The organism is Streptomyces sp. KL109B, from assembly GCF_030766935.1.
Classification (GTDB): Bacteria; Actinomycetota; Actinomycetes; order Streptomycetales; family Streptomycetaceae; genus Streptomyces.
The window spans coordinates 447,960-465,949 of record NZ_JASERL010000001.1; the positions used below are offsets into that span (position 1 = coordinate 447,960).

Annotated in this window: 20 protein-coding genes and 3 tRNA genes; 18 read left to right on the forward strand and 5 right to left on the reverse strand. The window is 70.1% G+C overall.

Annotation, left to right across the window (positions count from 1 at the left end; genetic code table 11):
* Position 1 precedes the first annotated feature (1 nt).
* From RBJ65_RS02145 to RBJ65_RS02165, 5 genes are all read left to right on the forward strand, one after another.
* On the forward strand, positions 2-1,633 hold the full coding sequence (locus tag RBJ65_RS02145; protein ID WP_306320921.1) for a NuoM family protein: 1,632 nt from the start codon (positions 2-4) through the stop codon (positions 1,631-1,633).
* Positions 1,630-3,189, forward strand: a complete 1,560-nt coding sequence (locus RBJ65_RS02150) for an NADH-quinone oxidoreductase subunit N (protein WP_306320922.1) — start codon at positions 1,630-1,632, stop codon at positions 3,187-3,189. The genes RBJ65_RS02145 and RBJ65_RS02150 overlap by 4 nt, the downstream gene beginning before the upstream one ends.
* 62 nt (positions 3,190-3,251) lie before the next feature.
* Positions 3,252-3,707 carry a large conductance mechanosensitive channel protein MscL gene (mscL, locus tag RBJ65_RS02155; protein ID WP_306320923.1) on the forward strand — a complete coding sequence of 152 codons (456 nt, stop codon included), beginning with the start codon at positions 3,252-3,254 and terminating at the stop codon, positions 3,705-3,707.
* A 187-nt stretch (positions 3,708-3,894) separates the two neighbouring features.
* Complete coding sequence (htpX, locus tag RBJ65_RS02160) at positions 3,895-4,758, forward strand: zinc metalloprotease HtpX (RefSeq protein ID WP_306320924.1); 864 nt, start codon at positions 3,895-3,897, stop codon at positions 4,756-4,758.
* Complete coding sequence (locus RBJ65_RS02165; RefSeq protein ID WP_306320925.1) at positions 4,755-5,147, forward strand: YccF domain-containing protein; 393 nt, start codon at positions 4,755-4,757, stop codon at positions 5,145-5,147. The genes htpX and RBJ65_RS02165 overlap by 4 nt, the downstream gene beginning before the upstream one ends.
* Here RBJ65_RS02165 and RBJ65_RS02170 read toward each other — a convergent pair.
* Positions 5,144-6,415 (reverse strand): APC family permease, encoded by a 1,272-nt coding sequence (locus tag RBJ65_RS02170; protein WP_306320926.1) that lies wholly within the window; start codon positions 6,413-6,415, stop codon positions 5,144-5,146. The genes RBJ65_RS02165 and RBJ65_RS02170 overlap by 4 nt on opposite strands.
* Before the next feature lie 174 nt (positions 6,416-6,589).
* Between RBJ65_RS02170 and RBJ65_RS02175 the strand changes: the two genes are divergently transcribed.
* The gene (locus RBJ65_RS02175; RefSeq protein WP_306320927.1) at positions 6,590-6,862 is read left to right on the forward strand and encodes a GlsB/YeaQ/YmgE family stress response membrane protein; all 273 of its coding nucleotides are present in this window, start codon (positions 6,590-6,592) and stop codon (positions 6,860-6,862) included.
* Positions 6,863-6,943: 81 nt separating this feature from the next.
* Here RBJ65_RS02175 and RBJ65_RS02180 read toward each other — a convergent pair whose 3' ends face one another.
* Positions 6,944-7,432: a YajQ family cyclic di-GMP-binding protein gene (locus tag RBJ65_RS02180; RefSeq protein ID WP_306320928.1), complete on the reverse strand. Its 489-nt coding sequence runs from the start codon at positions 7,430-7,432 to the stop codon at positions 6,944-6,946.
* A 225-nt stretch (positions 7,433-7,657) separates the two neighbouring features.
* On the opposite strand from RBJ65_RS02180, the gene RBJ65_RS02185 reads away from it, so the two are divergent.
* Positions 7,658-7,739: transfer RNA gene (locus RBJ65_RS02185), tRNA-Tyr, on the forward strand.
* A gap of 137 nt (positions 7,740-7,876) precedes the next feature.
* Here the strand turns inward: RBJ65_RS02185 and RBJ65_RS02190 are convergent.
* The gene (locus RBJ65_RS02190) at positions 7,877-8,467 is read right to left on the reverse strand and encodes a TIGR03086 family metal-binding protein (RefSeq protein ID WP_306320929.1); all 591 of its coding nucleotides are present in this window, start codon (positions 8,465-8,467) and stop codon (positions 7,877-7,879) included.
* A 69-nt stretch (positions 8,468-8,536) separates the two neighbouring features.
* Between RBJ65_RS02190 and RBJ65_RS02195 the strand changes: the two genes are divergently transcribed.
* From RBJ65_RS02195 to RBJ65_RS02210, 4 genes are all read left to right on the forward strand, one after another.
* Positions 8,537-8,989: a MarR family winged helix-turn-helix transcriptional regulator gene (locus tag RBJ65_RS02195; protein WP_306320930.1), complete on the forward strand. Its 453-nt coding sequence runs from the start codon at positions 8,537-8,539 to the stop codon at positions 8,987-8,989.
* 223 nt (positions 8,990-9,212) lie between these two features.
* Positions 9,213-11,084 carry a RiPP maturation radical SAM C-methyltransferase gene (locus RBJ65_RS02200; RefSeq protein WP_306320931.1) on the forward strand — a complete coding sequence of 624 codons (1,872 nt, stop codon included), beginning with the start codon at positions 9,213-9,215 and terminating at the stop codon, positions 11,082-11,084.
* Complete coding sequence (locus RBJ65_RS02205) at positions 11,081-11,671, forward strand: DUF5825 family protein (protein ID WP_306320932.1); 591 nt, start codon at positions 11,081-11,083, stop codon at positions 11,669-11,671. Before RBJ65_RS02200 ends, RBJ65_RS02205 begins: the two co-directional genes overlap by 4 nt.
* A 113-nt stretch (positions 11,672-11,784) precedes the next feature.
* Positions 11,785-12,003, forward strand: coding sequence for a hypothetical protein (locus tag RBJ65_RS02210; RefSeq protein WP_306320933.1), 219 nt, complete (start codon positions 11,785-11,787; stop codon positions 12,001-12,003).
* 98 nt (positions 12,004-12,101) lie between these two features.
* Here RBJ65_RS02210 and RBJ65_RS02215 read toward each other — a convergent pair whose 3' ends face one another.
* Together RBJ65_RS02215 and RBJ65_RS02220 are read right to left on the reverse strand one after the other, a co-directional pair.
* Positions 12,102-12,758, reverse strand: coding sequence for an NAD(P)H-binding protein (locus RBJ65_RS02215; protein WP_306320934.1), 657 nt, complete (start codon positions 12,756-12,758; stop codon positions 12,102-12,104).
* A 70-nt stretch (positions 12,759-12,828) separates the two neighbouring features.
* Positions 12,829-14,079 (reverse strand): amidohydrolase family protein, encoded by a 1,251-nt coding sequence (locus RBJ65_RS02220; RefSeq protein WP_306320935.1) that lies wholly within the window; start codon positions 14,077-14,079, stop codon positions 12,829-12,831.
* A gap of 232 nt (positions 14,080-14,311) precedes the next feature.
* Between RBJ65_RS02220 and RBJ65_RS02225 the strand changes: the two genes are divergently transcribed.
* The 7 genes from RBJ65_RS02225 to RBJ65_RS02255 all read left to right on the forward strand — a co-directional run bounded on the left by RBJ65_RS02225 (position 14,312) and on the right by RBJ65_RS02255 (position 17,974).
* Positions 14,312-14,384: transfer RNA gene (locus tag RBJ65_RS02225), tRNA-Thr, on the forward strand.
* 34 nt (positions 14,385-14,418) lie between these two features.
* Positions 14,419-14,491, forward strand: a tRNA-Met gene (locus RBJ65_RS02230).
* A gap of 89 nt (positions 14,492-14,580) precedes the next feature.
* Positions 14,581-14,745, forward strand: coding sequence for a 50S ribosomal protein L33 (gene rpmG / locus RBJ65_RS02235; RefSeq protein WP_003948671.1), 165 nt, complete (start codon positions 14,581-14,583; stop codon positions 14,743-14,745).
* Positions 14,746-14,862: 117 nt separating this feature from the next.
* Positions 14,863-15,315: a MaoC family dehydratase N-terminal domain-containing protein gene (locus RBJ65_RS02240; RefSeq protein WP_306320936.1), complete on the forward strand. Its 453-nt coding sequence runs from the start codon at positions 14,863-14,865 to the stop codon at positions 15,313-15,315.
* A gap of 5 nt (positions 15,316-15,320) precedes the next feature.
* A complete protein-coding gene (locus RBJ65_RS02245; protein WP_306320937.1) occupies positions 15,321-15,749 on the forward strand; it encodes a MaoC family dehydratase in 429 nt (142 codons plus the stop codon).
* 106 nt (positions 15,750-15,855) lie between these two features.
* Positions 15,856-16,401 (forward strand): TetR/AcrR family transcriptional regulator, encoded by a 546-nt coding sequence (locus RBJ65_RS02250; protein ID WP_306320938.1) that lies wholly within the window; start codon positions 15,856-15,858, stop codon positions 16,399-16,401.
* Positions 16,402-16,591: 190 nt separating this feature from the next.
* Positions 16,592-17,974: a DHA2 family efflux MFS transporter permease subunit gene (locus RBJ65_RS02255; RefSeq protein ID WP_306321074.1), complete on the forward strand. Its 1,383-nt coding sequence runs from the start codon at positions 16,592-16,594 to the stop codon at positions 17,972-17,974.
* The last annotated feature ends 16 nt before the right edge of the window (positions 17,975-17,990 follow it).

Consider the following 17,990-nt stretch of genomic DNA (forward strand, 5'->3'; position numbering starts at 1 on the left):
CGTGATCGATATCAGCGAATCCGTGATGCAGTTCCTTCTCGCATTGATCGTCGTCGGCCCGCTCATCGGCGCCGTCGCCGCTCTTCTCCCGGCCCCGCCCGGACTGAAGGGGAACTCCCCTGACCAGGCCGTGCTCCGCCACGGCGTGACCGTGACCGGCGTGATCCTCATCGCCGCGATCGTCCTCGCGCTCGGCTTCGACCACGACGAGCCGTCGAAGATGCAGGCGACGACCGACATCAGCTGGATCCCCGCGCTCGACGTGCGTATCCACCTCGGCATCGACGGCATCTCCCTCCCCCTCCTGGTGCTCACGGCGCTGCTCACGTTCCTGTGCGCGCTGTACTCCTACTTCAAAATGCCTTCGGGCCCGTCCCCCAAGGCCTTTGTCGCCCTGATCCTGCTCCTGGAATCGGGCACCCTCGCCACCTTCGCCGTCCTGGACCTCCTCCTCTTCTTCCTCGCGTTCGAGATGGTCCTCATCCCGATGTACTTCCTCATCGCCCGCTGGGGCGGCGAGCAACGAGCGCGGGCGGCCTGGAAGTTCATCCTCTTCACGCTCCTCGGCTCGGTCGTGATGCTGCTCGGACTTCTCCTTATCGGTGTTAAGTCAGGCACGTTCGACATGATGGCACTCGCCACTGACAACGGCCGGGGCATGACCACATCCGTGCAGGTCATCGCCGTTCTGGCGATCGGGATCGGGCTCGCGGTGAAGACCCCGATGTGGCCGCTGCACAGCTGGCTGCCGGACGCCCACACCGCCGCCCCGACCGTCGGCTCGGTGCTGCTCGCCGGTGTCCTGCTGAAGATGGGTACGTACGGGTTCGTCCGGATCCTGCTGCCCATCGCGCCCGACGGGATGCGGACCTTCGCGCCGTACCTCGCCGCGCTCGCCGTCATCGGGATCATCTACGGGTCCCTGGCCTGCCTGAACCTCGCGAAGCAGGGCGCGAACGGCGACCTCAAGCGCCTCATCGCGTACTCCTCCGTCGGCCACATGGGCTTCGTGCTGCTCGGCATCGCGACGATGAGCCCGACCGGCGTGAACGGCGCGCTGTTCGCCAACATCGCCCACGGCCTCATCACCGGCCTGCTCTTCTTCCTCGTCGGCGCGCTCAAGGACCGCACCGGCACCAGCGACCTCGACGCCCTCGCCGATCAGGGCGGCATGGCCCTGTACGGCAAGGCCCCGCGCTTCGGCGGCCTGCTCGCCTTCGGCGCCGTCGCCTCGCTCGGCCTGCCGGGCCTGGCCGGGTTCTGGGGCGAAATGCTCGCGCTGTTCGGCGCGTTCAAGCCCGCCGACGAGCTCAGCCGCCCCGCCTTCCTCGTCTTCATGGCGATCGGCGGACTCGGCACCCTGCTCACCGCCGCGTACATGCTCATCGTGGTCCGCCGCGTCTGCATGGGCCCACCCGTCTCCCACCACCGCCCTTCCAACGAGGCGCTGCGCGCCATGGCTTCTCATGCGCGACGGGAGGAAGCCGTGGCCGTCGCCGACGTGCGCGGCTACGAGTTCGCCGCCTGGACCCCGCTCGTCGCCCTCACCGTCCTCGCGGGTCTGTGGCCCGCAGCCCTGCTCGGCCTGACGAACCCGGCCGTCCAGAAGCTCCTCGCAGGAGGCCTCCAGTGATCGCCGTCGCCGCGCCCTCCGTGGCGTCCCTCGTCCAGAACGTCGACTGGGTCGCCATCGCGCCGCCCACGATCGCGGCGGTCGTGGCCCTCGTCGTCCTGGTCGCCGACCTGTTCCTGGGGGAGCGGCGCAAGCCTCTCCTGGGCTGGATCTCCATCGCGGGCCTGGCCGCCGCGGCACTCGCGCTGCTGCCGCTCATCGGGGACGAGCGCTCCACGTTCTGCCTCAAGGGCGCGTCGTACGACGCCTGCAGCTACACGGCGGACCGCTTCACGCTCGTCATCCAGTTCCTGGTCCTGGCCGGCGCCCTGCTCACCGCGCTGCTCTCGATCGGCTCCCTGAAGGACGCGAAGAACGCGAACAAGCCGCTCCCCGAAGGGGAGTTCTGGTTCCTCCTCCTGTCCTCCGCCGCGGGCGCGGCCCTGCTGCCCGCCTCCCGCGACCTCGCCACGCTCGTCGTCGCCCTGGAGGTCGCCTCGCTGCCCGCCTTCGCCCTCGTGGGCCTCAAGCAGGGCGACAGGCGCTCCTCGGACGCGGCCCTGAAGTTCTTCCTCTCCTCGGTCACCGCGACCGCCGTCACCCTGCTCGGCGTGAGCTTCGTCTACGCGACCACGGGCACCCTGCACCTCACCCGGGTCGCCACCGAACTCACCCACGTGGACGGCCAGTTCCACACCCTCGCCCAGACCGGCGTCGCCCTCACCCTCGTGGGCTTCGCCTTCAAGACGGCCGCCGTACCGTTCCACTTCTGGGTACCCGACACCTACGTAGGCGCGCCGTTGCCGATCGCCGCCTACTTGTCGGTCATCGGCAAGGCCGTCGGCTTCTCCGGCCTCATCCTCGTCACGGTCGTCGCGTTCCCCTCGTACGCCGACGTGTGGGGCCCGGCCCTCGCCGCCCTCGCCGCGCTGACCATGACCGTCGGGAACGTGGCCGCCCTCCGCCAGCAGGCCACGCGCGCGTACAGCGCCGTACGCCTGCTCGCCTGGTCCTCCGTCGGCCAGGCCGGCTACCTCCTGGTGCCGATCGCCGCGGCCGCGTACTCCGACGACCCCCAGAAGTCGATCGGCTCCACCCTCGCGTACGCCCTCATGTACGCCGCCGTGAACCTCGGCGCCTTCGCCGTGGCCGCCCTCGTCGCACGTACGAAGCCGCTGAACCGCGTCAGCGACTACCGCGGCCTGTACGCCTCGCGCCCGCTCGCCGCGCTCGTCCTGGGCTTCTTCCTGCTGTGCCTGGCGGGGCTGCCGCCCGGCATCATCGGCCTGTTCGCGAAGGTCACGGTCTTCTCGGCGGCCGTCGACGCGGGCCTGGGCTGGCTCGCCGTGATCATGGCCGTGAACGTGGTGATCGCGCTCGTCTACTACCTCCAGTGGACCGCGACGCTCTTCCGCGCCCCTGAGGGCGCACCCGAGAGCGCCCCTGTAGGCGGACCGGCCCGCTACCGGGTCTCGGCCCCCCTCACCACCGCCATCGCCCTCACGGCCGTCATCGCCGTGGCCCTGTCGGGAGCGCCGCAACTGGTCCTGCGCTTTGCTTCCACGGGCCTCTTCTAGCACCCTCGTACGGCGTTCAAGAAACGCCCACCTTCTATAGCCCCACCTCAAGGAGAGACACCGTGCTGAGCGGGTTCAAGGACTTCATCCTTCGCGGAAACATCATCACGATGGCCATCGGCCTCGCGGTCGGAACCGCGTTCACGGCTGTGGTCACCGCCCTCAGTACGGCGTTCATCGCGCCGCTCATCGGTATCGCCACGCAGTCGACCGGCGACTTCAGTGAGGCGCACTTCACGGTCGAGGGCACCGACTTCCCGTACGGCAAGTTCGTCAGCGCGATCATCGCCTTCCTGATCACGGCAGCGGTGCTCTACTTCGTGATCGTCGTCCCGATGATGAAGCTCCAGGCGCGCATGGACCGCGGCAAGCCCGTCGACATCAAGGCGGCGCTGCGCGACTGCCCGCGCTGCTACACCCAGATCCCCGGGATCGCGACCCGCTGCGCGCACTGCACGAGCGAGATCGAGCCGGACCCGGAGGCCCTGGAACTCGCCGGGCTGCCGCAGCAGCGCTGACCCGGTCGGCCTACACACTCGGACAAGCCTGCCCTGAGCGCACAAGGGAACTAGTCCTCCTCGTCTGGCGTTGACCAGTCAGGGAGGGTCCACTGGACGTGGAAACACGTACCGGCTCCAGACCCCAGTGGAAGCAGCAAGACAGCAAGCAGTGGGTTCCCCTGCCGCACCATCAGGAGGGCGTACCGTGCACCGCCGGCACAACGGGCTGAAGACCGCCGTACTCCTCGGCGGCCTGTCCGCCCTCATCCTCGTCATCGGCAGCTTCTTCGGCCGTACCGGACTCATCGTCGGGCTGGTCATCGCCCTGGGGACGAACGCGTACGCGTACTGGAACAGCGACAAGCTCGCCCTGCGCGCGATGCGCGCCCGTCCGGTGAGCGAGTTCGAGGCACCCGCGCTCTACCGGATGGTGCGCGAGCTCTCCACGCAGGCGCGCCAGCCCATGCCGCGCCTGTACATCTCACCCACGGAGGCGCCGAACGCGTTCGCGACGGGCCGCAATCCGCGCAACGCCGCCGTGTGCTGCACCGAGGGCATCCTGCGCATCCTGGACGAGCGAGAGCTGCGCGGAGTCATCGGGCACGAGCTGAGCCATGTCTACAACCGCGACATCCTGATCTCCTCGGTCGCCGGCGCCCTCGCCTCCGTGATCATGTTCCTGGTCAACTTCGCGTGGCTGATCCCGATCGGCCGCTCGAACGACGACGACGGCCCCGGCATCTTCGGGATGCTCCTGATCATGATCCTGGGGCCGCTGGCCGCGTCCCTCATCCAGCTCGCCATCAGCCGCTCCCGCGAGTACGAGGCCGACGCCTCGGGCGCCCAGCTGACCGGTGACCCGCTGGCCCTGGCGAGCGCCCTGCGCAAGCTGGAGGCGGGCACGAAGCAGCTGCCCCTGCCGCCCGAGCCGCGCATCGAGACGGCGAGCCACATGATGATCGCCAATCCCTTCCGCCCCGGCCAGGGAATGTCGAAGATGTTCTCCACGCACCCGCCGATGGCGGAGCGCATCTCCCGGCTCGAGCAGATGGCAGGTCGCCAACAGTGAAGACAATCCTCAACGTCATCTGGCTGATCCTGAGCGGCTTCTGGCTGTTCCTCGGCTACGTTCTGGCGGGCGTCCTGCTGTGCATCACGATCATCGGGATCCCGTTCGGCATCGCTTCCTTCAGGATCGGCATCTACGCCCTGTGGCCCTTCGGGCACATGGCGGTCGAGCGCAGGGACGCGGGCGCGCCCTCCTGCGTCGGCAACGTCCTGTGGCTGATCCTCGCGGGCTGGTGGCTGGCCCTCGCGCACATCATCACCGGCGTCGCCCTGTGCGTGACGATCATCGGTATCCCGTTCGGCATCGCCAACTTCAAGATGATCCCCATCTCGTTGCTGCCGCTCGGCCGCGAGATCGTTCCCACGGACCGGCCGTTCGCGTCGCGCTAGGCGCGGCCGTCGTCGGTTCGGTCATGGGCACCACGCGCGCGTAGCCGAACCGCGTAGGCGAGCGCCCCCAGGGCGAGAACACCCGCCCCCGTCAGCACCGACGAACCGGGCAGCGAGAACGCCAGCGCCAGGCACCCCACGACCCCGAGCGCGGGCACCGCACGCGCGCGTACCGCGGAACTCAACGTCCACGCGGAGGCGTTGGCGATCGCGTAGTACACGAGCACGCCGAACGACGAGAACCCGATCGCCCCGCGTACGTCCCCGAAGGCCGCCACGACGGCCACCACCGCCCCCACCGTCAGCTCGGCCCGCCGCGGCACCTGGAAGCGCGGCTGTACGACCGCCAGCGCCCCCGGCAGGTGCCGGTCCCGCGCCATCGCCAGCGTCGTCCGGGACACCCCCAGGATCAGCGCGAGCAGCGATCCGAGCGCCGCCACGGCCGCCCCCACCCGCACCACCGGCACGAAACCGTCGCCACCCGTCGCCCGCACGGCGTCCGCCAACGGCGCCGAGGCCCGCGCGAGCCCATCGACGCCGAGCACGGTGACGGCGGCGGCGCCCACGGCGGCGTACACGACGAGGGTGATCCCGAGCGCCATGGGGATGGCCCGCGGAATGGTCCGCGCGGGGTCCACCACCTCCTCGCCGAGCGTCGCCACGCGCGCGTACCCGGCGAACGCGAAGAACAGCAGCCCGGCGCCGCTCAGCACGCCGCTCACGCCCTCGGAGAGCCCGGGAGCGAGCCGGCCGACCTCGGCGCTCCCCGAGCCCGTACAGACCACCACGACGGCCGCCAGGACGGCGAGCACGACCGCGACGACGCCCCGTGTCACCCAGGCCGACTTCTCAACTCCGAAGCAATTCACGGCGGTCAGCGCCACGACCGCCGCGACCGCCACCGCGTGCGCCTGCTCCGGCCATACGTACGTCCCCACAGTCAGCGCCATCGCCGCGCACGAGGCCGTCTTGCCGACGACGAACGCCCAGCCCGCCAGATACCCCCAGAACGCCCCGAGCCGCTCCCGCCCGTACACGTAAGTGCCGCCGGAAACTGGGTACAGGGCCGCCAGCCGCGCCGACGACATCGCGTTGCAGTAGGCCACCACGGCCGCCACCACGAGCGCGTACAGCACCCCCGTACCGGCCGCCCGCGCCGCCGGCCCGAGGGCCGCGAAGACACCTGCCCCGATCATCGATCCGAGACCGACGATCACGGCGTCATGTACACCCAGCACCCTACGAAGAGGCGTCCCCGACTGTGTCATGTGCCGCACCCTAGAGGGCTCTTGCAACCACGCCATGCCTAGCTGTCGTCCTTCTGGGCAGCAGGCGAACGCAGGACAACGACGCAACAAGGCGCCACAGCACGGCACATAGGCCGCCACGGCACTGTCGCCACTACAGGGCGCCAACAGCACTACAGAAGGGCAGAACGCGGCATGAGCATCATCGGCTGGATCATCCTTGGACTGCTGGCCGGTGCCATCGCCAAGTTCCTGCTGCCAGGCCGCGATCCGGGCGGCTTGATCGGCACCACCCTCATCGGTGTCGCGGGTTCCTTCATCGGCGGCTGGATATCGTCCCGTTGGCTGGACCGGCCCATCTCCACCGACTTCTACGACGGAGCCACCTGGGTCGCCGCGATCGGCGGCGCCCTCGTCCTCCTGATCGCCTACCGCATCTTCTTCGGCGACTCGCGCAGTCGCCGCTGAGCTGCAGCCGGCAGCAAGAAGGGGCGGCACCCGCCGGGTGCCGCCCCTTCGTACGTATGCGCACGTACGTATGCGCAGGTCCTACCGGTAGTTCACGAACTGCAGCGCGAAGTCGAAGTCCTTGCCCTTGAGCAGCTGCTGGACGGTCTGCAGGTCGTCACGGCTCTTGGAGCTGACGCGCAGCTCGTCGCCCTGCACCTGCGCCTTGACGCCCTTCGGGCCCTCGTCACGGATGGTCTTCGCGACCTTCTTGGCGTTCTCCTGGGAGATGCCCTCCTCGATGGCGGCGAAGATCTTGTACTCCTTGCCGGAGAGCTGCGGCTCGCCCGCGTCCAGCGACTTCAGCGAGATCCCGCGCTTGACCAGCTTGGTCTGGAAGATGTCGAGGATGGCCTTGACCCGCTCCTCGCCGTTGGCCTCCATCAGGATCTTCTCGCCGGACCAGGAGATGGAGGCGCCCACGTTCTTGAAGTCGTAGCGCTGCGAGATTTCCTTGGCGGCCTGGTTGAGGGCGTTGTCGACCTCCTGCCGCTCGACCTTCGAGACGATGTCGAAACTGGAGTCGGCCATGTCCTGTGGCTCCTTGTATCGGGGGTGGATCGGGTACTGGTCGGATTCCGACCGGGTTCTGCTCGGGCTGCGCACCGGGGAGTCGCGCCAGTGCAAAGCCTAGCCACCGCGTCGCGCGCCGCCGCCGATCAATCGGGTGGCGAAGCACCCCTGTGCATCAGGTATTGTTTACGTCGTTGCCAGCGAGCACCGCCGCAAGGCGGGGCACAAGGCAGCGAAACCCAAGGCGGTGTGCCCGAGCGGCCAAAGGGAGCAGACTGTAAATCTGCCGGCTCAGCCTTCCCAGGTTCGAATCCTGGCGCCGCCACACTTGGGGGAAGCCCCTTCCGAACTGCGGAAACGCAGAACGGAAGGGGCTTCTTCGTGTTCGGGGTCGGCGGCCGATCCCGATTCGAAAACGGGTGACCTGTATCACTCTCGACTCTCGCCGCCCTGAGCTGCCCGTCACCGGTCCCGGTCCGGCCAGGCAGGGGAGCGGCCGAGCAGCGCGAGGATCTCGTCCAGGGCGGCGTCCTGGCGCGCCGGTGAAACGCTCGGGCCGAACGCGGCTCCGGGCTTCGACCGGCTGGAGTCGTCGGGGACGGCGCGGGCGATCTCCAGGGCGGGCCCCGCCAGTTCCGGGGCGAGGTCGAAACGGTCGCCCAGTGATCGGGCGACGTCCCAGGTGTGCACTACGTAGTCGATGAAGTGGAAGCCGATCGCGGTCGCGCCCGGGATCGTCGCGCCGAGTTCGGGGAGGACGAACTTCCGTTCCAGGACCCCGGACCGCGTGAACGCGTCGAGGACGTCCTGCGCGGCGACCGCGTACTCGCCTGCGGGATCGGCGCCCAGCGGGCGGACCTCCCACGCGTGGAGGTCGCCGCCGTGTCCGCGCGCGGCGGCCGCGAAGCCGCGGTGCTGGGCGGTCATGTGCGCCAGCAGGTCGGCCAGCACCCACCCCTCGCAGGGGGTGGCGCGACCCAGATCGTCGTCCACTCGGCCGACCGCCTCGACACTCGCCAGCACGGCCTGCCTGTTCAGCTCGCGTATGTCCATACCGAAACCGTAAGCGCATGCATATCGTAAGTCCATGCTTATGTTCTGTGTCGGCGTACCGTTGCCCGCATGGAACGCCCCGACTTGGCCGCGATGATCGTGCCGCTGGGCCGCGCCCTGACGGCGGCCGAGCGCCCGGTGCTGCACGCTCACGACCTCACCATGTGGGCCTACGTCGTACTGCTGGCCCTTGGCGAAGAGAGTCCGGTGCGCAGCCAGAACGCGCTGGCGCAGGCCATCGGAGCCGACAAGACCCGCATCATCGGCGTCCTCGACGACCTCCAGGCCCGAGGCCTCATCGCCCGCCGCCCCGACCCCGACGACCGGCGCACGCGCCTGTTGTCCCTCACCCCCGTGGGGCGGCGCCTGCGCGACACCGCGCAGGCGGACATCCAGCGCCAGGAGGACCGCCTGCTGGCCCACCTCCCGGAGGCGGACCGCGAGCCGTTCCTGCGCTCGCTCCAGGCCCTCGCCGCGGTACGGATCGAGGAGCACCTGGGGAGCGGCCGCCCTCGGCGATAGGTGCCTCGCGCGGCAGAGCCACGGAGGGGCGGTGAGCGTGCCGCTGCGTGACGCCGGTACGCCCTTGTGTGACGGGTGGGACGCCCATAGGGTGAACCGCCTTGTGGGCCCGTGGCGTTCGGGTCCGAGGGGCGGGCGGTGGACAGTGGCCGTAGGCGGCTAGCGGCCGTATTCGAGGCGAAGAGCGGCCGTATACGAGAAGCGCAAGAAGAGGCGGGGCGGCGTGCGCGTTGAGCTGGTGACCATGCCCTGGCACCCGATCGACCTGCCCTCCCTCCAGGTGGGCCTGCTGCACCAACTGCTGCGCGAGACCCGCCCGGACGACGAGGTGCGCGAGTTCCACGGCTCGCTGCGCTGGGCGGAGTTCCTGCTCGAACGCTCCGGCGGCCGCCTGAACCCCAGCGACTACGAGGCGATCGGCAGCGACTCGATCTTCCACGGGATCGGCGACTGGGTGTTCTCAGGAGTCCTCTACGAAGACGAGGACTGGGGAGCCGCCCGACTGCGCACCTACGCGCGCGAGCGCGGGGTGAGCGCCGAGACCGTGGACACGGCCTTCGAGATGCGCCGCCACGCCACCGACTACGTAGAGCGCTGCGCCACCGAAGTGCTGACACACGCCCCCGAAGTCGTCGGGTTCACGAGTACGTTCATGCAGAACGTGCCGTCCCTCGCCCTCGCCAAGGAACTCAAGCGCCGCGACCCGCGGTTGACCGTCGTCTTCGGCGGCAGCAACTGCGAAGGCCCCATGGGTCACGCCCTGCACCGCAACCACCCCTACGTGGACCACGTCGTGCGCGGCGAGGGCGAGTACGCCTTCCCGGCCCTCCTCGCCCACCTGGACGCGCGTACGCCCCCCGAGGACGTTCCCGGGCTCTGCTGGTGGGACGGGGGCGTCTCCCGGGCCAACACCGAGTCCCACCGAACCGTGGCTCCGGCCCACATACCGACGCCCGATTACGACCAGTGGCAGACGGAGATCGAGGCCTCGCCGGTCCTCGAGTACGTGTACCCCAAGCTGGTCGTCGAAGGGGCCCGCGGCTGCTGGTGGGGCGAGAAGCACCACTGCACCTTCTGCGGCCTCAACGGCAGCGCGATGGCCTTCCGCGCCAAGCCCGGCGAACGCCTGTGGAGCGAGATCGAGCGCCTCGTGCGCCGCCACCACATCCTCGACATCGTCACCGTCGACAACATCATCGACATGGCGTACTTCAAGGACTTCCTGCCGCTCGCCGCGGACAGCGACTGGGACCTGCGCATCCACTACGAGGTGAAGTCCAACCTCAACCGCGAGCAGATCGCCGGGCTCGCCGCCGCGGGCGTCGTACTGATCCAGCCCGGCATCGAAAGCCTCAGCAACCGCGTCCTCGACCTGATGGACAAGGGTGTCACCGGCTCCCGCAACATCCGCACGCTCCGCGAGTTCGACAACCACGAGATCACCTGCAGCTGGAACTACCTCTACGGGTTCCCCGGCGAGACCACGCACGACTACGCGCGCGTGCTCGACCAAATGCCCGCCCTCGTACACCTCCAGCCGCCGAGCGGCGCCTTCCGCATCCAACTGGAGCGCTTCAGCCCGCACTTCACCGACCCCGCCCTGGGGTTCGGAAAGCGCCGCCCCGCAGACATGTACCAGCACGTCTACGAGTTGCCCGAGTCCGAACTCGCCGACCTGGTCTACCTCTTCGACACCGAGGACGCCGGCATCGGCGGCGACACCGAGGACCGGCTGCTGCGGGCCGTCGCCCAATGGCGGGCCCAGCACGCCACGTCGACCCTCGTCATGGAGCAGGCGGGCGACGACGCGAACACCCTCCTCGTACGGGACCGCCGCGAGGGCTGGCCGCGCCGCACCTACTGGTTCAACGGCTGGGAGGCCGCGGCTCTGCGCATCCTGGAGGAGGGCGCGGGCGAACCCGCCCTGCACCGCAAACTCGCCGCCGCCGGACACGACGTACCGGCCGAAGAGCTGGGGGTGTGGATCGCCCAGGCCGTCATGTTCGGCCTCCTCTTCCGGGACGGCGGCACCTACGTGTCCCTGCCCACCCGCACGGCGCCGATCCGCCTCGCCCCACCGGCGGCCTCCGCATGACCGCACCGCTCCCGGCCCTCGTCCCGCACCGCGTCATCGGCACCCGCGTCCGCGTGACCGAACCGCTGCCGCTGCCCCTGCCCCCGCCCTCGTCCGCGCACTCGCACGGCGACGGCCGGACGACCACGCGCGCGATCCAGTTCCTGCGTGAGTGCCAGGCGCTGGGGCTCCCCACCCACTGGGAGGTGAGCGCGCCCCCAATCGGCACGCCAGGTTGTACGTATGACCTCCGCCCCCTGCGCCACCTCCCGCCGCCCGCCCAACACCCGGACGAATCAGCCGAGTTCACCGAATGGCGGGCCGCACACGCCTACGGGATGCTCTACCACCGCCGCGGGCCGGGATTCGTCACCGTCATGGACCGCAGGGAGCGCCCCGCCCCGGCCCGGTTCACGCTCGACCACCCCGACCTGCTCGCCGCGTTCGACGCGCTGAGCGAGGCCACGCGGCTCGACACACTCGAACCCGCCCACCAACAGGCGGCCCGCCACCTGGCCGAGGAACGGCTCGCGCTGATCGTGGACGGATGGGCGGTGGCGCTGCCGCCGCGCGTGCGCCGCTGGCCCGTGCCGTGCATGGGAATCTGACGGGGAATCCGGCGCGATCGCACCGAAGCGCAAGAAACCCTCTCAGGAGCCGAGGAACCACCCTGAGAGGGTTTCACCGTGTGCCCGTGGCGATCACGACGGAGACTGAACCCATGCCGACCACATCCCGCCGCCGAAACTGTCCCGAATGCCGCCGCGAGATCGCGGTCGTGGCGGGCCGCTACGCCCGCCACGATCCTCCTGGCGCCCGCGCCGCGGGGGAACTGGTCTCCTGCCCCGGCTCCCGCCGCCCGGCCCAGCTCGGCGCCGTACAGGACGCGCTCGACGGCTACGTGGTCCCCCACGTGCCGGGTCAGATGCCGCTGTTCTGAGGCGGGTTCACTTGTTGTGAAGCGGGTTCACTCCGAAGCGGATCCAAGAAGCGGATCCAAGGAGACCCCGCGCGCGAGGGCGACTCAGCGCGGTCGACTCAGTTGCCCGCGACCGACTTCACCGCCACCGTGACCGGCGTGGAACCGGAGATCAGCTCCAGCGTCAGCCCCGCCGTGGCGGCCGTGTCCACCAACTCGGCGAGGACGGCGGCCACGTCGTCGCGCGGCACGGGCCCGCGCCCCGTCGAGGCCTCCAGGCGGACGAGCCCGGTCCCGGCGTCGTTCGTCAGCTGGCCGGGCCGCAGGATCGTCCAGTCGAGGCCGGTGCGGCGCCGTACGTCGTCGTCCGCCGCGCCCTTGGCCCGCAGATACACGTCGAAGACGTCGTCGCCCTCGTGCGCGGCGTCCGCCGCCATCGACGACACCACTACGTAGCGGCGCACGTGCGCCCGCTCCGCGGCGTCCGCGAACAGCACGGCGGCGTCCCGGTCCACGGTGTCCTTGCGGCCGGCGCCGCTGCCCGGACCCGCGCCCGCCGCGAAGACGGCCGCGTCCGCACCCTGCAGATGCGCCGCGACCTCCTCCACGGACGCCGACTCCAGGTCGCACAGGACGGGTTCCGCACCGGCGGCCCGCAGGGCGTCACCCTGCTCCGACCTGCGGATGATGCCCGCTACTTCGTCCCCGCGCGCGGAGAGCAGCCGCTCGAGCCGCAGCGCGATCTGACCATGACCCCCAGCGATGACAATGCGCATGTCTTCGACGGTACGCCCGGGGCGGACGGTTCACCGTGCAACCATGCGCGCCAGGGCCCCGTACGGCCGCTCAAGCGGGGCCGCCACCGCCGTACTTGGCCGCCCGCCCCTGCCGCGGCAGATCGAGCGCGACCGCCGCGGCCGAATCGCAGTACTCCCGCACCGCGCTGGTCCGCGCCACGACACGCCCCCGGTGCACGACGATCCGGCTGTACGCGAGGGAGAGCGCCGCCGCGAGCCGGTCGCCCCGCACCGCGAGCAGCTCCGCGGGGAACCCCGCCTCCACGCGCACCTCCGGTAGGCCGAGCGCCGCCCTGGCGGTCGAACTCACCGCTTCGTAGGCGTCCTCCGGGCGCATCCCGTAGCGCGAGGCCAACAAGTAGGCGGCCTCCAACGGGTCGCCGCGCCCCACGGGGTTCGACACGTCGCGCAACGCCCCGCTGCCCGCCGCGACCGGCACCCCGGCCGCCCGCAACAGCCGCACCGGCGCGACGGCGCGCTCGTCCACGCCCGCGCACCCGCCCTGCGGCACGCACACCACCGTCGCCCCGGCGGCCGCGAGCCCGTCCACGGCCCGCCGCGCCGCGTCCCCCGGCAGCCGGGAGAGACCGCCCAGGGGGCCCACGGTGACGCCCGTACGCAGCCCGCCCACCGCCGCCGCGAGCCGCCCGAGGCGCGCCGGGTCGGCCCCGTCCGTGTGCAGGTCGACCGGGCAGCCGTGCTCGGCGGCGACCTCAAGCACCGCCTCTACGTAGCCCGTTGGGTCGGGGTCCAGGTCCGGGCAACCGCCTACTACGGAGGCGCCCATCTTCACGGCGTCCCGCAGCATGGCGAGCCCGTCGGCCCCGGCGAGCCCGGTCAGCAGCCGGGGCATGGCCACCGTGCGCAGATCCGCGAGCCCCACCAGCGAACGCCGCGCCTGGAGGACCGCCTCCATCGAACCGAGCCCCTCCATGTCGCCGATCCGCACATGGGAGCGCACCGCGGTGGCCCCGTGGCCGAGTTGCAGCAGGGTGCCCTCCGTGGCCCGGCGCTGGACGTCGTCGGCGTCGTACGGGACGGGGCCCTCGCGCTCGGCCGACAGCGCCGTGTCGCCGTGCGCGTGCGGCTCGACGGGGGCCGGGAGCAGCAGGCAGCCGGTGAGGTCGATGCGCGAGCCGTGCGCGGTGAGGCTGCCCGCCGTGCCGACCGCCTCGATGCGCCCACCGTCGAGCCGTACGTCCACGGTCCTGCCGTCGGTGAGGCGGGCGCCGCTCAGCAGCAGGCCAGAGCTGTCGGGCGGGTCGGGGGACGGCGGCTGCTGCGACGGGCTGTCGGGCATCGTGCTCCTGAGGGCTCGGCGAGGACTCGTATCGCGAGTAACAAGATCACGCAGGGTGGGTCGAGCCTAGGACCGTGGCAGGGGCGCTTCGAGGAACGCCGCAAAAGTCGTACTGATGTGGTCCGAGGGGCGCCTGTGGGCTGTCATCGGAACGCGGCATCGTTCCCGGCGGACAGGGGCGCGAAACGGATTTGGGCGATCGGTGCGCGACCGTGTAATGTCTTCATCGCTCGCCCCAATAGCTCAGTCGGTAGAGCGTCTCCATGGTAAGGAGAAGGTCTGCGGTTCGATTCCGCATTGGGGCTCTGGTGCACGCGTCCAACGCAGCGCATGCATCACAGCGGTGTAGCTCAGTCGGTAGAGCAAGCGGCTCATAATCGCTGTGTCACCGGTTCAAGTCCGGTCACCGCTACTGACAGTAGCCGATTGCGGGGTCGGTCCTTCGATCGGCTACTCTTTTATGCGTTAAACCGTCCGATCCGTCCGTCAAGGAGCACTCACGTGGCTGCCACCGACGTCCGCCCGAAGATCACGCTGGCCTGCGTGGAGTGCAAGGAGCGGAACTACATCACCAAGAAGAACCGGCGTAACAACCCGGACCGTCTTGAGATGAAGAAGCACTGCCCGCGTTGCAACGCGCACACCGCGCACCGCGAAACGCGATAAATCAGGCTCGAACACGAGGCCGTCCCCATTCCGGGGGCGGCCTCGTTTCGTTGACGCCCGAAGATCGGCGTTCCTAGCTCAGGCAGATCGAGAACACTTCCAGGAGGTGCCGAGCCCATGGCGCTCGACCAGTCCTTCGTGGGGCGGACCTATCCGCCCACCGCTCCGTACGAGGTCGGCCGGGAGAAGATCCGTGAATTCGCGGAGGCGGTGGGGGACACGAACCCCGCGTACGTCGACCGCGGAGCCGCCGAAGAGCTCGGTCACCCCGATGTGATCGCGCCGCCGACCTTTGTGTTCGCCATCACTTTCAAGGCCGCGGGCGAGGTCATCCACGACCCGGAGCTGGGGCTCGACTACAGCCGCGTCGTGCACGGCGACCAGAAGTTCGCGTACACGCGCCCGGTGCGGGCCGGCGACAGGCTGACCGTGACCTCGACCATCGAGGGCATCAAGTCGCTCGCGGGCAACGACATCGTCGACGTGCGCGGCGAGGTGCACGACGAGGCCGGCGAGCACGTCGTGACCGCCTGGACCAAGCTCGTCTCGCGCGCCGCTGAGGAGGCCTGATCGCCATGGCGACGACCATCAAGTACGCCGACGTAGAGGTCGGCACCGAGCTGCCCGCGCAGACCTTCCCCGTGACACGCGCCACGCTCGTCCAGTACGCGGGCGCCTCCGGCGACTTCAACCCCATCCACTGGAACGAGAAGTTCGCGGTCGAGGTCGGCCTGCCGGACGTGATCGCGCACGGCATGTTCACCATGGCCGAGGCGATCCGTGTCGTCACCGACTGGACCGGCGACCCGGCCGCCGTCGTCGAGTACGGCGTGCGCTTCACGAAGCCGGTCGTCGTGCCGAACGACGACAAGGGCGCCGAGGTCGAGGTCGGTGCCAAGGTCGCGGCCAAGCTGGACGACAACCGCGTACGGGTCGACCTGACCGCCATGAGCGCGGGGCAGAAGGTGCTCGGGATGTCGCGGGCGGTCGTTCAGCTGGTCTGATCGACGTCTACGTAGCTGTCAGTAAGGGGCGCCCACCATTGCGGGGCGCCCCTTACGCGTATCCAGGGGTTGACGTAGATAGTGATTGGGCACTAACTTTCGTCGCATGGTCAGGATGAGTGCGGAGGAGCGGCGCGAGAGCGTCGTCCGCGCGGCGATCGCGGAGTTCGCCCGCGGCGGCTACAGCGGCACGTCCACCGAGGCGATCGCCAAGCGGGTCGGTGTCTCGCAGCCGTATCTCTTCCGGCTCTTCCCGAGCAAGCAGGCCATCTTCCTCGCGGCCGCCCGGCGCTGCTGCGCGAACATCACCGAGGTGTTCCGCAAGACCGCCGACGGGGTCGCGCCCGAGGAGGCGAAGGGGGCGCTGGGGGGCGCGTACGTCTCCCTCATCACCGATGACCCGGACATGCTGCTCATGCAGATGCAGATCTACGTGGCCGTCGCGGCCGCCGAGGCGGCCGGTGACCCGGACTTCGGCGAGGAGCTGCGCGCGGCGTGGCTTGAGATGTACGACACGGTCCGGCTCGCCCTGGGGGCCGACTCCGAGCAGACGGCCGGATTCCTCTCCAACGGGATGCTGATCAACGTCCTGGTCTCGATGGGCTTTCCGCCCGATCACCGGGTCTGGGTCGATTGCGCCCCGACGGACTGAATGCACAGCGCGGTATGTGGGCCGCATTTTTGTGGCCAGGAAAGTTAGTCATCAATAACTAACCTAAGGATCACTGGGGGACGTAATGTCACGGACAGCAGCAGCGTCGGCATCCGCACCAACACCTGCACCAACACCTGCACCAGCACCTGCGCCAGCACAGCGCCGAGGAGCCCTCTGGGCCCTCCTCATCACCAGCGTCGCCGGGTTCATGGCGGCCCTCGACAACCTCGTCGTCACCACGGCCCTGCCCTCCATCCGCCAGGATCTCGGCGGCGCCCTCGACGACCTGGAGTGGACGGTCAGCGCCTACACGCTCACCTTCGCCGTCCTGCTGATGTTCGGCGCGGCGCTCGGCGACCGGTTCGGGCGGCGCCGGCTCTTCCTGGTGGGACTCACGATCTTCACCGGGTCCTCCGCGGCCGCGGCCATGGCCACCGGCATCGACGCGCTGATCGCCGCCCGCGCGGTCCAGGGCGTCGGCGCCGCGATCATGATGCCGCTCACCCTGACCCTGCTCACCGCGGCCGTCCCGGCGGCCAAGCGCGGCCTCGCGTTCGGGATCTGGGGCGCGGTCAACGGGCTCGCGGTGGCCTCCGGGCCGCTCATCGGCGGCAGCCTCACCGAGCACGTCTCCTGGCACTGGATCTTCTGGCTGAACGTTCCGCTGGGCCTCGCCCTGCTGCCGCTCGCACGGCTGCGCCTGAAGGAGTCCTACGGCTCCGGGGCCCGGCTCGACATCGTCGGCACCCTGCTCGCCAGCGGCGGCCTGTTCGGGATCGTGTACGGCCTGGTGCGCGCGCCCGTCGTCGGGTGGACCGACACCCTCGTCCTGACCGGCCTGTTCGCGGGCACGGCGCTGCTCGCCGGGTTTGTGCGCCACGGGATCCGCAACGAGAACTCCATGCTGCCCATGCGGCTCTTCCGCTCCCGCGCCTTCGCTGGGATCAACGCCGCGAGCCTGCTGATGTTCCTCGGGATGTTCGGCTCGATCTTCCTGCTCAGCCAGTTCCTCCAGGGCGTGCTCGGCTACTCGCCGACCGAGGCGGGGCTGCGCATGCTGCCCTGGACCGCCATGCCGATGCTCGTCGCGCCGATCGCCGGGATCCTCTCGGACCGCGTCGGCGGCCGGCCCGTCATCGCGGCGGGGGTGTTCCTCCAGGCCGTCGGGCTCGGCTGGTTCGCCGCCGTGATCGCCGTCGACGTCTCGTACGCGGCCCAACTGCCCGCTCTGATCGTCAGCGGCGTCGGCATGGCCCTCTACTTCGCCCCGGCAGCCAACCTGGTCATGTCCAGCGTCCGGCCGCAGGAACAGGGCATCGCCTCCGGTGCCAACAACGCGCTGCGCGAGGTCGGCGGCGCGCTGGGCGTAGCGATCATGTCGTCGGTCTTCTCGGCCCAGGGCGGTTACGACTCCGCGCAGCACTTCGTGGACGGCATCGAACCCGCGCTGTGGGTGGGCGCCGCGCTCGTGGCCCTGGCCGGGATCGCCGCTCTGTTCATTCCACGGGTGGGGCGCACTACGCCCGTAGCGAGGGATGCTGAGCCTGCTCCAGTTCTGGAAAACGCCTGATCACTGGATAGCCACC